The organism is Streptomyces niveiscabiei, from assembly GCF_001419795.1.
Taxonomy (GTDB): Bacteria; Actinomycetota; Actinomycetes; order Streptomycetales; family Streptomycetaceae; genus Streptomyces; species Streptomyces niveiscabiei.
Map to the genome: position 1 here is coordinate 19,751 of NZ_LIRL01000077.1, position 12,343 is coordinate 32,093.

At 67.4% G+C, this 12,343-nt stretch carries 22 protein-coding genes; 4 read left to right on the forward strand and 18 right to left on the reverse strand.

Going from position 1 to position 12,343, the window contains the following annotated elements; genetic code table 11:
• Positions 1-27: 27 nt before the first annotated feature.
• From rplR to rpsJ, 18 genes are all read right to left on the reverse strand, one after another.
• Positions 28-411: a 50S ribosomal protein L18 gene (gene rplR, locus AOK24_RS04950; protein WP_010354226.1), complete on the reverse strand. Its 384-nt coding sequence runs from the start codon at positions 409-411 to the stop codon at positions 28-30.
• A 3-nt stretch (positions 412-414) separates the two neighbouring features.
• A complete protein-coding gene (gene rplF, locus AOK24_RS04955) occupies positions 415-954 on the reverse strand; it encodes a 50S ribosomal protein L6 (RefSeq protein WP_055718834.1) in 540 nt (179 codons plus the stop codon).
• A 24-nt stretch (positions 955-978) separates the two neighbouring features.
• On the reverse strand, positions 979-1,377 hold the full coding sequence (gene rpsH / locus AOK24_RS04960; RefSeq protein ID WP_030788259.1) for a 30S ribosomal protein S8: 399 nt from the start codon (positions 1,375-1,377) through the stop codon (positions 979-981).
• A gap of 214 nt (positions 1,378-1,591) precedes the next feature.
• Complete coding sequence (locus AOK24_RS04965; RefSeq protein ID WP_003956452.1) at positions 1,592-1,777, reverse strand: type Z 30S ribosomal protein S14; 186 nt, start codon at positions 1,775-1,777, stop codon at positions 1,592-1,594.
• 2 nt (positions 1,778-1,779) lie between these two features.
• A complete protein-coding gene (gene rplE / locus AOK24_RS04970; protein WP_055718835.1) occupies positions 1,780-2,337 on the reverse strand; it encodes a 50S ribosomal protein L5 in 558 nt (185 codons plus the stop codon).
• Positions 2,337-2,660, reverse strand: coding sequence for a 50S ribosomal protein L24 (gene rplX, locus AOK24_RS04975; protein ID WP_045559456.1), 324 nt, complete (start codon positions 2,658-2,660; stop codon positions 2,337-2,339). Before rplX ends, rplE begins: the two co-directional genes overlap by 1 nt.
• A gap of 2 nt (positions 2,661-2,662) precedes the next feature.
• Positions 2,663-3,031, reverse strand: a complete 369-nt coding sequence (gene rplN, locus AOK24_RS04980) for a 50S ribosomal protein L14 (RefSeq protein ID WP_055718836.1) — start codon at positions 3,029-3,031, stop codon at positions 2,663-2,665.
• Between the two features lie 105 nt (positions 3,032-3,136).
• Positions 3,137-3,424 (reverse strand): 30S ribosomal protein S17, encoded by a 288-nt coding sequence (gene rpsQ, locus AOK24_RS04985; RefSeq protein WP_009327090.1) that lies wholly within the window; start codon positions 3,422-3,424, stop codon positions 3,137-3,139.
• Entirely contained in the window at positions 3,424-3,648 is a 225-nt protein-coding gene (rpmC, locus tag AOK24_RS04990) for a 50S ribosomal protein L29 (protein ID WP_003974259.1), read from the reverse strand. Before rpmC ends, rpsQ begins: the two co-directional genes overlap by 1 nt.
• Positions 3,648-4,067 carry a 50S ribosomal protein L16 gene (gene rplP, locus AOK24_RS04995; protein ID WP_055718837.1) on the reverse strand — a complete coding sequence of 140 codons (420 nt, stop codon included), beginning with the start codon at positions 4,065-4,067 and terminating at the stop codon, positions 3,648-3,650. Before rplP ends, rpmC begins: the two co-directional genes overlap by 1 nt.
• Before the next feature lie 5 nt (positions 4,068-4,072).
• Positions 4,073-4,897 (reverse strand): 30S ribosomal protein S3, encoded by an 825-nt coding sequence (gene rpsC, locus AOK24_RS05000; RefSeq protein WP_055718838.1) that lies wholly within the window; start codon positions 4,895-4,897, stop codon positions 4,073-4,075.
• On the reverse strand, positions 4,897-5,244 hold the full coding sequence (gene rplV, locus AOK24_RS05005) for a 50S ribosomal protein L22 (RefSeq protein WP_055718839.1): 348 nt from the start codon (positions 5,242-5,244) through the stop codon (positions 4,897-4,899). Before rplV ends, rpsC begins: the two co-directional genes overlap by 1 nt.
• Before the next feature lie 43 nt (positions 5,245-5,287).
• Positions 5,288-5,569, reverse strand: coding sequence for a 30S ribosomal protein S19 (rpsS, locus tag AOK24_RS05010; RefSeq protein ID WP_055718840.1), 282 nt, complete (start codon positions 5,567-5,569; stop codon positions 5,288-5,290).
• 12 nt (positions 5,570-5,581) lie between these two features.
• Positions 5,582-6,418, reverse strand: coding sequence for a 50S ribosomal protein L2 (rplB, locus tag AOK24_RS05015; protein ID WP_055718841.1), 837 nt, complete (start codon positions 6,416-6,418; stop codon positions 5,582-5,584).
• 38 nt (positions 6,419-6,456) lie between these two features.
• The gene (gene rplW / locus AOK24_RS05020; protein ID WP_055718842.1) at positions 6,457-6,876 is read right to left on the reverse strand and encodes a 50S ribosomal protein L23; all 420 of its coding nucleotides are present in this window, start codon (positions 6,874-6,876) and stop codon (positions 6,457-6,459) included.
• Positions 6,876-7,532 (reverse strand): 50S ribosomal protein L4, encoded by a 657-nt coding sequence (gene rplD, locus AOK24_RS05025; RefSeq protein ID WP_055718843.1) that lies wholly within the window; start codon positions 7,530-7,532, stop codon positions 6,876-6,878. The genes rplW and rplD overlap by 1 nt, the downstream gene beginning before the upstream one ends.
• 7 nt (positions 7,533-7,539) lie before the next feature.
• Positions 7,540-8,184, reverse strand: coding sequence for a 50S ribosomal protein L3 (gene rplC / locus AOK24_RS05030; RefSeq protein ID WP_055718844.1), 645 nt, complete (start codon positions 8,182-8,184; stop codon positions 7,540-7,542).
• Between the two features lie 18 nt (positions 8,185-8,202).
• Positions 8,203-8,511: a 30S ribosomal protein S10 gene (gene rpsJ / locus AOK24_RS05035; protein ID WP_003948644.1), complete on the reverse strand. Its 309-nt coding sequence runs from the start codon at positions 8,509-8,511 to the stop codon at positions 8,203-8,205.
• A gap of 463 nt (positions 8,512-8,974) precedes the next feature.
• On the opposite strand from rpsJ, the gene AOK24_RS05040 reads away from it, so the two are divergent.
• Genes AOK24_RS05040 through AOK24_RS05055 form a run of 4 tightly spaced genes read left to right on the forward strand, consistent with a single transcriptional unit; the run spans position 8,975 to position 12,199 of the window.
• A complete protein-coding gene (locus AOK24_RS05040; protein WP_055718845.1) occupies positions 8,975-9,301 on the forward strand; it encodes a WXG100 family type VII secretion target in 327 nt (108 codons plus the stop codon).
• Positions 9,298-9,981 (forward strand): hypothetical protein, encoded by a 684-nt coding sequence (locus tag AOK24_RS05045; RefSeq protein WP_055718846.1) that lies wholly within the window; start codon positions 9,298-9,300, stop codon positions 9,979-9,981. The genes AOK24_RS05040 and AOK24_RS05045 overlap by 4 nt, the downstream gene beginning before the upstream one ends.
• A 21-nt stretch (positions 9,982-10,002) precedes the next feature.
• Positions 10,003-11,523: a putative T7SS-secreted protein gene (locus tag AOK24_RS05050; RefSeq protein ID WP_055718847.1), complete on the forward strand. Its 1,521-nt coding sequence runs from the start codon at positions 10,003-10,005 to the stop codon at positions 11,521-11,523.
• Positions 11,524-11,527: 4 nt separating this feature from the next.
• Positions 11,528-12,199, forward strand: coding sequence for a hypothetical protein (locus tag AOK24_RS05055; protein ID WP_055718848.1), 672 nt, complete (start codon positions 11,528-11,530; stop codon positions 12,197-12,199).
• Positions 12,200-12,343: the final 144 nt, after the last annotated feature.

Below are 12,343 nucleotides of genomic sequence, written 5' to 3' on the forward strand. Positions count from 1 at the left end.
TCTCTCTTTCCGCTAGCTACGAGCGGCTCAGAACTTGAGCCCGGCTTCGCGGGCGGCGTCCGCCAGGGCGGCGATGCGCCCGGCGTACTGGTTGCCACCACGGTCGAACACCACGGCCTCGACACCGGCGGCCTTGGCACGCTCGGCGACCAGGGCGCCGACCTGCTTGGCCTGAGCCGACTTGTCGCCCTCGCCACCGCGGATCGAGGTGTCCAGGGTGGACGCCGACGCAAGGGTGTGACCCTTGAGGTCGTCGATCACCTGGGCCACGATGTGGCGGTTCGAGCGGGTAACGACCAGACGGGGACGCTCTTCCGTACCGTTGATCCGCTTACGGATGCGCAGGTGACGGCGCTTGATCGCGGCGCGCTTGTAGGCGTCGCCCTTCAGGATCTTCTGTCCGTATGCCATGGCTTACTTACCCGCCTTTCCGACCTTGCGGCGGATGACTTCGCCCTCGTACTTGACGCCCTTGGCCTTGTACGGGTCGGGCTTGCGCAGCTTGCGGATGTTGGCCGCAACCTCGCCGACCTTCTGCTTGTCGATGCCCTCGACCTGGAAGCGGGTCGGGTTCTCCACCTTGAAGGTGATGCCCTCGGGCGCTTCGACGACGATCGGGTGGCTGTAGCCGAGCGCGAACTCGAGGCTCGTGCCCTTCGCGGCCACGCGGTAACCGACACCGCTGATCTCGAGCTTCTTCACGTAACCCTGGGTCACGCCGGTGATCATGTTCGCCACCAGCGTGCGGGACAGGCCGTGCAGGGCCTTGCTCTGACGCTCGTCGTTGGGGCGGGTGACGCTCAGCACGCCGTCCTCACCCTTGGCGATGTCGATCGGAGCTGCGACGGTGTGGGTCAGCTCGCCCTTGGGGCCCTTGACCTTCACCGTGCGGCCGTCGATGGTGACGTCCACGCCGGCGGGAACCGCGATGGGGAGCTTGCCGATACGCGACATAGCTGTTTCCTCCGTTCCCTTCTGCTACCAGACGTAGGCGAGGACTTCCCCACCCACGCCCTTCTTGCCGGCCTGCTTGTCGGTGAGGAGCCCGTGCGACGTGGAGATGATCGCCACGCCGAGGCCGCCCAGCACCTTCGGCAGGGAGGTGGACTTCGCGTACACCCGGAGACCGGGCTTGGAGATCCGCTTGATGCCCGCGATGGAGCGCTCACGGTTCGGGCCGAACTTCAGCTCGAGGGTGAGGTTCTTGCCGACCTCGGCGTCCTCGACCTTCCAGCCCGTGATGAAGCCCTCCTGCTGGAGGATCTCCGCGATGTGCGACTTGATCTTGGACGCCGGCATCGTCACGGAATCGTGGTACGCCGAGTTCGCGTTCCGCAGACGCGTCAGCATGTCTGCGATCGGATCAGTCATGGTCATGAATTGGCCTTCGGCCTCTCTCGCCGGGGTTTCCTGTATGCGCCATCCCTCTCCCCGCTCGGTGGCGGGACGGGTGCGGTGCGGGGACCTACGGCGTAGTAAGTCGTATCGGGCGACCGTCAGGCGCCCAACCCTCCCAGCCTAAGCCATGGAGAGGTGGGCACCTGACACGCCCAGTGCTTACCGAGAGCCTCTGGAATCCCGAAGTAAGGGACTACCAGGAGCTCTTGGTCACGCCCGGCAGCTCGCCGCGGTGAGCCATCTCACGAAGGCACACACGGCAGAGGCCGAACTTGCGGTACACGGAGTGCGGACGGCCGCAGCGCTGGCAGCGGGTGTACGCGCGCACACCGAACTTGGGCTTGCGAGCAGCCTTAGCGATCAGAGCCTTCTTCGCCATGCTCACGCCTCCTTGAACGGGAAGCCGAGGTGACGAAGGAGCGCGCGGCCCTCAGCGTCGTTGGTCGCCGTGGTCACCACGGTGATGTCCATACCCCGGACGCGGTCGATCTTGTCCTGGTCGATCTCGTGGAACATGACCTGCTCCGTGAGACCGAAGGTGTAGTTGCCACGGCCGTCGAACTGCTTGGGGGACAGGCCGCGGAAGTCGCGGATGCGCGGGAGCGCGAGCGACAGGGTGCGGTCCAGGAACTCCCACATGCGGTCGCCGCGGAGCGTGACGTGGGCACCGATCGGCTGGCCCTCACGCAGCTTGAACTGCGCGATGGACTTGCGGGCCTTGGTGACCTGCGGCTTCTGGCCGGTGATCGTGGAGAGGTCGCGGATCGCGCCCTCGATCAGCTTCGAGTCACGGGCGGCGTCGCCGACACCCATGTTGACCACGATCTTCACGAGGCCGGGGATCTGCATGACGTTCTCGTACTTGAACTCGTCCTGCAGCTTGCCCGCGATCTCCTCGCGGTACTTCGTCTTGAGACGCGGAGTGGTGGTGGTAGCCATCAGATGTCCTCACCCGTCCGCTTGGCAACGCGAACCTTGTTGCCCTCGTCGTCGAAGCGGTAACCGACACGCGTGACGACCTTCTTGCCGTCCTTCTCCACGACCAGCTGGACGTTGGAGACGTGGATCGGGGCCTCGGTGGTCACGATGCCGCCGGCCTGCGAGCCGCTGGCGGTCGGGCCGGCCTTGGTGTGCTTCTTGACCCGGTTGACACCCTCGACCAGGACGCGGTCCTCGCGGGGGAAGGCCGCGATGACCTTGCCCTGCTTGCCCTTGTCCTTACCGGTGATGACCTGGACCAGGTCGCCCTTCTTGATCTTCATGCTTACAGCACCTCCGGAGCCAGCGAGATGATCTTCATGAACTTCTTCTCGCGCAGCTCGCGCCCGACCGGGCCGAAGATGCGGGTACCACGAGGGTCACCGTCGTTCTTCAGAATGACGGCGGCGTTCTCGTCGAAGCGGATGTACGAGCCGTCCGGACGACGGCGCTCCTTGACGGTGCGCACGACGACCGCCTTGACGACGTCGCCCTTCTTCACGTTGCCGCCCGGGATCGCGTCCTTGACGGTGGCAACGATGACGTCACCGATGCCCGCGTAGCGGCGACCGGAGCCACCGAGCACACGGATGCAAAGGATTTCCTTCGCACCAGTGTTGTCGGCGACGCGCAGTCGCGACTCCTGCTGGATCACGTCTATCTCCTGTGTGTCTGCCGGTTCCCGGCGGGGGCCGCCTCAGAGAAGCGGACCCCCACCGAGCCTGGCGGAACTGTCCTGCGGGGATGCCCGCAGGATGTCTTACTTGGCCTTTTCGAGGATCTCGACGACGCGCCACCGCTTCGTGGCGGACAGCGGCCGGGTCTCCATCAGGAGGACGCGGTCGCCGACGCCGGCGGCGTTCTGCTCGTCGTGGGCCTTGAGCTTGTTCGTACGGCGGATGACCTTGCCGTACAGAGCGTGCTTGACGCGGTCCTCGACGGCGACGACGACGGTCTTGTCCATCTTGTCGCTGACGACGAGACCCTCACGGGTCTTGCGGAAGCCGCGGGCCTCTGCGGTCTGCTCAGTCACGTTGTTCTCGCTCATCAGGCGCTCTCCACCGTCTCGATGCCCAGCTCGCGCTCACGCATCAGGGTGTAGATCCGCGCGATGTCCTTACGGACGGCCTTCAGCCGGCCGTGGTTCTCGAGCTGACCCGTCGCCGCCTGGAAGCGGAGGTTGAACAGCTCTTCCTTGGCCTCGCGGAGCTTCGCGAGAAGCTCCTCGTTGCCCAGCTCGCGCAGCTCGGACGCCTTGGTACCGGCCGACATCACGCTTCACCTGCCTCGCGCTTGACGATCCGGCACTTCATCGGCAGCTTGTGGGCCGCACGCGTCAGCGCCTCACGGGCGATCTTCTCGTTGGGGTACGACAGCTCGAACATCACACGTCCGGGCTTGACGTTGGCGATCCACCACTCCGGGGAACCCTTACCGGAACCCATGCGGGTCTCGGCGGGCTTCTTGGTGAGGGGACGGTCCGGGTAGATGTTGATCCAGACCTTGCCGCCACGCTTGATGTGACGCGTCATGGCGATACGAGCCGCCTCGATCTGACGGTTCGTCACGTAAGCCGGGGTGATGGCCTGAATACCGTACTCGCCGAACGACACCTGCGTGCCGCCCTTGGCAGCGCCGTCCCGCTTGGGGTGGTGCTGCTTGCGGTGCTTGACCCTACGGGGGATCAGCATGTCGGTCAGGCCTCCGTTCCGGTGCTCTCAGCAGGCGGAGCGGCGGGAGCCTCGGCCGCGGGGGCCTCGGAACCGGCAGCCTGCTGGGGCTTACGACCGCGACGCTCGCCACCGCGGCCACCACGGGCCGGACGGTCGCTGGCGCCACCGCGAGCCGGGCGGTTGCCCGCACGGGCGGCGGCGTTCTCGGCGCGGACCTCGGCGATGTTCTTGACGTCGCCCTTGTAGATCCAGACCTTCACACCGATGCGGCCGAAGGTCGTCTTGGCCTCGAAGAAGCCGTAGTCCACGTTCGCGCGGAGCGTGTGCAGGGGCACACGGCCCTCGCGGTAGAACTCCGAGCGGGACATCTCGGCGCCGCCGAGACGGCCACCGCACTGGATCTTGATGCCCTTGGCGCCGGCCTTCATCGCCGACTGCATGCTCTTGCGCATGGCACGGCGGAAGGAGACGCGGGAGGAGAGCTGCTCGGCGACGGCCTGGGCCACCAGCTGAGCGTCCGTCTCCGGGTTCTTGACCTCGAGGATGTTCAGCTGGACCTGCTTGCCGGTCAGCTTCTCCAGGTCACCGCGGATGCGGTCGGCCTCGGCGCCGCGGCGGCCGATGACGATGCCGGGACGCGCGGTGTGGATGTCCACACGGACACGGTCACGGGTGCGCTCGATCTCCACCTTCGAGATGCCGGCGCGCTCCATGCCGGACGTCATCATCCGACGGATGGCGACGTCTTCCTTGACGTAGTCCTTGTACAGCTTGTCGGCGTACCACCGGGACTTGAAGTCCGTGGTGATGCCGAGCCGGAACCCATGCGGGTTAACCTTCTGGCCCATTACCGGGTTCCTTCCTTGCTGCTGACGACCACGGTGATGTGGCTGGTCCGCTTGCGGATCCGGTAGGCACGGCCCTGGGCGCGCGGACGGAACCGCTTCAGGGTCGGGCCCTCGTCGACGTACGCCTCGCTGATGAACAGCGACGTGGCGTCGGTGTGGTCGTAGTTGTGAGCGGCGTTGGCGATGGCGCTGTCCAGCACCTTGCCGACGGGCTCGGAAGCGGCCTGCGGGGCGAATCGCAGGACCGCCTGAGCCTCCGTGGCGTCCATGCCACGGATAAGGTCCACCACGCGGCGGGCCTTCATGGGCGTGACGCGGATGTACCGCGCCTGGGCCCTGGCTTCCATGGTTGTCCCTCTCAGTTACTTACGTGTCTGATGCGATCCGCGCTTAGCGGCGCTTCGACTTCCGGTCGTCCTTGACGTGACCCCGGAAGGTGCGCGTCGGCGAGAACTCGCCGAGCTTGTGGCCGACCATCGACTCGGTGACGAACACCGGGATGTGGGTCTTGCCGTTGTGCACCGCGATCGTGTGGCCCAGCATGCTGGGGACGATCATGGAGCGACGGGACCAGGTCTTGATGACGTTCTTGGTACCGGCTTCGTTCTGGGCGTCCACCTTCTTGACGAGGTGGCCGTCGACGAAGGGTCCCTTCTTGAGACTGCGCGGCATCTAAACCCGCTCCTAGCGCTTCTTGTTCGTCTTGCGGCGGCGGACGATGTACTTGTTCGACGCCTTCTTGGGCGAACGAGTACGACCTTCCTTCTGACCCCACGGGGAGACCGGGTGGCGACCACCGGAGGTCTTGCCCTCACCACCACCGTGCGGGTGGTCGACCGGGTTCATCGCCACACCACGCACGGTCGGGCGGACGCCCAACCAGCGCTTACGGCCGGCCTTGCCCCAGTTGATGTTGCTCTGCTCGGCGTTGCCGACCTCGCCGACCGTGGCGCGGCAGCGCTGGTCGACCAGGCGGATCTCGCCGGAGGGCATGCGGAGGTGGGCCATCGAGCCCTCCTTCGCGAGCAGCTGCACCGAGGCGCCGGCGGAGCGGGCGAACTTGGCGCCGCCACCGGGACGGAGCTCGATCGCGTGGATCGTGGTACCGACCGGGATGTTGCGGAGCGCCAGGTTGTTGCCGGGCTTGATGTCGGCCCCGGGACCGTTCTCGACGCGGTCGCCCTGCGTGAGGCCGCGCGGCGCGATGATGTAGCGCTTCTCGCCGTCGGCGTAGTGCAGCAGCGCGATGCGCGCGGTGCGGTTGGGGTCGTACTCGATGTGCGCGACCTTCGCCGGCACGCCGTCCTTGTCGTGCCGACGGAAGTCGATCACGCGGTAGGCGCGCTTGTGTCCGCCACCCTGGTGGCGAACGGTCACACGACCGGAGTTGTTACGACCGCCCTTGCTGTGCAGGGGGCGGACCAGCGACTTCTCCGGCGTGGACCGCGTGACCTCGACGAAGTCGGCGACGCTGGAGCCACGACGGCCCGGCGTAGTCGGCTTGTACTTGCGGATTCCCATTTCTCAGTCCTCGTCCGATATCGGACGATCCGACCCGCTTACGCGGTCGGACCGCCGAAGATGTCGATACGGTCGCCCTCGGCCAGGGTCACGATCGCGCGCTTGCTGTCCGCACGCTTACCGAAACCGGTCTTGGTGCGCTTGCGCTTGCCCTGGCGGTTGATCGTGTTGACGCCGGTGACCTTGACCGAGAAGACCGCCTGGACGGCCTGCTTGATCTGGGTCTTGTTGGCGCTGGGGTCGACGACGAACGTGTACTTGTTCTCGTCGAGGAGCGCGTAGCTCTTCTCCGACACGACCGGCTTCAGCAGGATGTCACGGGGGTCCGTGTACGACTTGCTGAGCGGGGTGACGACGGTGTTCTTGCCCTCGGCGGCGTGGCGGCGCGCCTTGGCGACGCGCGCGGCCTTGGCGGCCTTCGCGGCCTTGGGGGCGATGGAGGGGTGACGGATCGCCATCAGACCTCAGTCCCTTCGATGTCATTGGCCTTCGGGCCGGACACGAAGGACTCGAACGCGGCCTGGGTGAAGACCACGTCGTCCGAAACGATCACGTCGTACGTGTTCAGCTGGCCCGGCTCCAGGATGTGGACCTGGGGCAGGTTGCGGGCGGACAGCCACGCGGCCTCGTCGGCGCGGTCGACGACCAGGAGCAGGTTCTTGCGCTCCGAGATCTTGCCGAACAGCGTCTTGGCGGCCTTGGTGGAGGGGGTCTCGCCCGCGATCACGCCGGTGACGACGTGGATGCGGTTGTGGCGGGCCCGGTCGGTGAGGGCGTGGCGCAGGGCCGCGGCCTTCATCTTCTTGGGCGTCCGCTGCGAGTAGTCGCGCGGCTGGGGGCCGTGCACGACGCCACCGCCGGCGAACTGCGGCGCGCGGGTCGAGCCCTGACGGGCGCGGCCGGTGCCCTTCTGGCGGTAAGGCTTCTTGCCACCACCACGGACTTCGCCACGGGTCTTGGTCTTGTGCGTGCCCTGGCGGGCAGCGGCGTTCTGCGCGACGACGACCTGGTGGATCAGCGGGATGCTGACCTTCTCCACGCCGAAGATCTCCGCGGGGAGTTCGACGCTTCCGGTCTTCTCGCCGGCAGGCGAAAGGATGTCAACAGTGCTCATCGGTACCTCAGGCCCCCTTGGCCGCGGTGCGGACCAGGACGAGGCCGCCGTTCGGACCGGGGACAGCGCCCTTGATGAGCAGCAGACCCTTCTCCGCGTCAACGGCGTGGACGGTCAGGTTCTGGGTGGTGACACGCTCGTTGCCCATGCGACCCGCCATGCGGAGGCCCTTGAACACGCGGCCCGGGGTGGCGCAGCCACCGATGGAACCGGGCGAGCGGTGCTTGCGCTGGGTGCCGTGACCGGCGCCGAGGCCCTTGAAGTTGTGACGCTTCATGACACCGGCGAAGCCCTTGCCCTTGCTCTTGCCGGTGACGTCGACCTTCACGCCCGCCTCGAAGATCTCCGCGGAGATCTCCTGGCCCAGCGTGTACTCGGAGGCGTCCGCGGTGCGGATCTCGACGAGGTGGCGACGGGGGGTGACGTCGGCCTTGGCGAAGTGGCCCTTGAGGGGCTTGTTCACCTTGCGCGGGTCGATCTCGCCGAAGGCGATCTGGACCGACTCGTAGCCGTCGACGTCGTTCGTACGGACCTGGGTCACGACGTTCGGACCGGCCTTGACGACGGTGACCGGAACAACACGGTTGTTCTCGTCCCACACCTGCGTCATGCCGAGCTTCTCGCCCAGGATGCCCTTGATCTGCTTAGCCATTACTCAGATCACCGACCCTCAGAGCTTGATCTCGATGTCGACACCGGCCGGGAGGTCGAGTCGCATCAGAGAGTCAACGGTCTTGGGCGTCGGGTCGAGAATGTCGATCAGGCGCTTGTGCGTGCGCATCTCGAAGTGCTCGCGCGAGTCCTTGTACTTGTGCGGCGACTTGATGACGCAGTACACGTTCTTCTCAGTGGGCAGCGGCACCGGGCCCGCGACCGACGCACCAGTGCGCGTCACCGTCTCGACGATCTTCTTCGCCGAGGAGTCGATGACCTCGTGGTCGTAGGCCTTGAGCCGGATGCGGATCTTCTGTCCCGCCATGGCTACTCAGTAGTCCTGTTCTTCTTCGCTCCGGAACTCGGCGTTCCCTGCTCCCCGCTCCGACCCACGCGGTCGGGCGTGTCGCACCCTTGCTGACAGAGATTCCCCATCGGGAACCATCCACCTTCAAGGATTTCCACCGAGCCCCTGGCCGGTGCCGCACCACACTTCCCGAAAGATTCCCGTACGTCCGCCCCAGCGCTGCCCTCCAGGGCAGTTAAGGCGACGAGTACTGTGGGACTCGCTTCCGGTCCTCCCGGCGGGAGGCGCGCAGCATCAACACTCGACCGAGCAACCCCGCTAGTCTGCCATACGGGGGGTCGGGTCCGCCAATCGGGTCGGGGAGCATACCCCTAGAGTGACGCAGCTCAAACGCGGGGAGCCCGGCGACGCACACCCTCCTCTTACCTCGTGGCTCTATACGTTGATCATCGATCGGCGCGCTACGGGGGTACGTCAAGGGATGTCCGACCACTACAAGGTCGACTTCGAAGCACTCGGCAAACTCGTCGCCGATCTCGCCGGGTGCGCCCAGAGCATGCGGTCCACCATGCGGCAGCTGGAGGACATCGGCCCGTCGGGCACGGGTTCGGCCGAACTGGAGAGCGCCTGCGACCACTTCCAGGAGAAGTGGGGTCACGGCATCAAGCAGATCGCCGACGCGACAGACACGGTGACCGAGAGGGTCGCCCAGGCCGGACGGCTCTACCAGGGCACGGAGGACGAGGTCGTCAAGCTCGTCTCTGCCGTGAAGACGGTCGACAAGACCATGCGGGCGGGTGACCGGTGACCTCCGCGACGATCGCCTTCCAGGTCCAGCCGGAGTTCCACGCCGTCCCGCTGGGCACCGGCGAGGACTCGTTCGACGAGCGGATGCGGCAGTTCGCCCACGACTACTGGGGCGAACGGGCCGATCTGGAGCCGCTGCGCCTTTTCACCAAGGCCGCGTACACAGCCGGCGCGCAGACCCTCGTCGAGAGCGGTGTCGTCTACAACGCGCTCGGCGTCTTCCCGATCGGCGGCAGCGCGGACGGCACCGAACCGCCCGAACGCGTCAGCCGGGCCACGCTCACGGTCGGCACGCGCGAGCTGGACAACCCGGACCCCCAGTTCACCGCCATGGGCATCGCCCAGGCGCTGGAGAGGGCGGACGACGGCGGCGAGACCCGGTCGGTCTCCCTCCCCGCAGGCCCCGCGGTCGTTCATGTCGCCGCTTCCCGCGCCGTCTGGGAGCTGCCGGAGGGCGAGCAGGAGCACCACTTCGTACGGATCGAGGTATGGCTCCCCTTCCCCTCCGAGGACCGCGTCCTGCTCCTGTGTCTGAGCACCCCCGACGTCCAGGACCTCTTCCGCTACCAGGCGATCCTCGCGGACATCGCGGACACCGTCGTCTTCGACCTGCCGGAGGACCACGCACAGGAGTCCGCCGCCACGGCCTCCCCGCCGCCCTCCCCCTTCCGCGCCTACTGACCGCGCCGAGGAGACCGCTCCATGTACATCCGGACGCCTGAGACGTACGACGCGCTCGGCTTCGATCCCGCCCCCGGTGACCCCGCCTCGGTGCACCAGCTGGTCACGTCGCTGACCAGCACGGCCAAACAGCTCCACGACGTTCACGCCACCCTGACGCGGCTGGGCAGAACGAACGGCGCCTGGACGGGCGAGGGGGCGTCCGCCTTCTCAAGGACAACCGGTGCCCTCCCGAGGTATCTGGACAACGCCCACGGCTCCATGGCCGACGCCGCGCACGCCTTGCGCACCTGGGAGTCACGGCTGACGGAGTTCCAGGGCAGGGCCCGGCGCTACGAGGAGGAGGCCGAGGAGTCCCGCAGGGCTCTGGCCGCGGCGAAAGCCGACCCGGACCTGAAGCTCGCCGGGCAGACCTTTCCCACGAGCGAGGAACTCCGCGACGCCCAGCGACGCCTGGACCACGCGACGAAGCGCGTCACCGAGGCCGGCGCCGAACTCGACGCGATCGTCGAGAAAGCGCGTCAGCTTCAGCACGACCATCAGGCCACGGCCCACCAGGCTGCCGAAAGACTCCGCAAGGCCGCCGAGGCAGCACCCGGCAAGTCACTGCTCGACAAGCTCAAGGACCTGTTCGAGGACGTGACCCAGCAGATCGGCGACCTCGCCGGCGACCTGTGGAAATGGGTACAGAAGCACGCCGACACGATCTACCGGATCGGCGACTGGCTCGGCTACGCCAGCGCCGCCTGTGACGTCCTCGCGGTCCTCACCTCCGAGACCCTCATCGGCGCCGCGGTCTTCGAGGGCATCGGCATGGTCCTGAACGGCGGCGCCCTCCTCGCGCACGGGGTCGGCTGGGCGGCCGGCTCGAAGAAGGGCAACTGGCTGGACATCGGTCTCGACGTGGCGGGCTTCATCCCGTTCGGCGACCTCGCGCGGGTGGGGAAGGTCGGCAAGGGGATGTTCACCGGCGTCAAGATCCCGATGCGGGTGACGGACTTCGGGGTGAAGGCGGCCGATTCCTGGAAGCGGGCGTCCGACATCATCGAGCACGCCGGAGGAACCGCGAAACTGGGTGAGGACGCCGAGAAATGGGTGATGCGCAACGTCGGCGTGTTCGGCCGCAAGGCGGATGCGATCCACATCACCGCGGACACGCTGGGGGACCGCCTCAAGGTCGCCGTGGCCAAGGAGCTCGGTGACCGCAACCTCTACCGGCCGGGTGCGGGAATCACCGACATGCCGTTCCAGAAGCTCATGCCCAAGCTGATCGAGCACACCCCGCTGGGGCGGATCCCGGCGCTCGCGGACTCCGTCAAACCGATCGTGGACGACGCCGGCGAGACAGTCGGCCGCTACATCGACCCCCGTTCCTGGACAGCGCGCGGGTACGAGGCGGCGCTCGGTGCGAAGGACCTCTACAAGGAGGGCGTGCGCCACGCCACCGAGGAGGTCCAGTACGCGTCGGAGCAGCTCCACGAGAAGTACGACCAGGCTCGCGAGGTCATAGGTCGTCTGGCGACCGCCAACCCGTTTGGATGACTCCATGCACGACGCCTCGTACACGTTCGCGGTCTCTGTGAACAACCCCGTCCCGCTCTCCGGTCCGCCGGTTCCCGGACTGCCCGCCGACGCCGAGATGGGGGCGACGGTCCGGCTCCGGGCCCCGCAGCGCTCCGAGGACCCCCCGCTGGCCCGCGTCTTCGCCCCACGGTCCGCGCAGGCGAAGGGAACCGTCCCGCTGCCCCTCTGGATCCACGACGGCCCGAGCGGCAGCCCGTGGTGCTCGGTCCGCCCGGCCGCCGCGGACACCTACGACGTCCACGCCCCCGACGGCACTCCCCTGGCCCGGATCACCCGCCGCCCCGGCCGGGTCCTGCCCTGGCCGCGCCGGGTCCGCTGGTCGGCGCGGCTCACCGGCGCACCGGACCCGGTCACCGGCAAGGAGGGCACCTGGTACGCCTGGCTGATCCACACCACCACCGCCCCCGTGTGGTTCCTCTTCGCGCTCTGCATGATGCTCTACGCCTACGTCGACGGCACGACGGACGACTACACGTTCGGCCGCCCCGTCCGCACCCGCTGGCGTGCACCGCGCACCGGCCTGGCGCTGGACTACCGAGGTCTGAGCAAGGTCTACCGCTGCGACCCGCACCGGCTGGACCCGCGGATCGCGTACGCGCTGGCGGTCCTCCAGACGTACGGACGCGAGCGCTGAGCAGGCGAAGACCCCGCGCCCTCACGGCAGTTCGCGGTCCAGGGCCTCGTCCAGGGCCTTCGCCACCGTCGTCGGGTCGGCTCCGGTGGTGAAGAGGGGGGCCAGTTCGTCGGTGAAGGTCTGGGTGAGGGCGCCGTAGAGGGG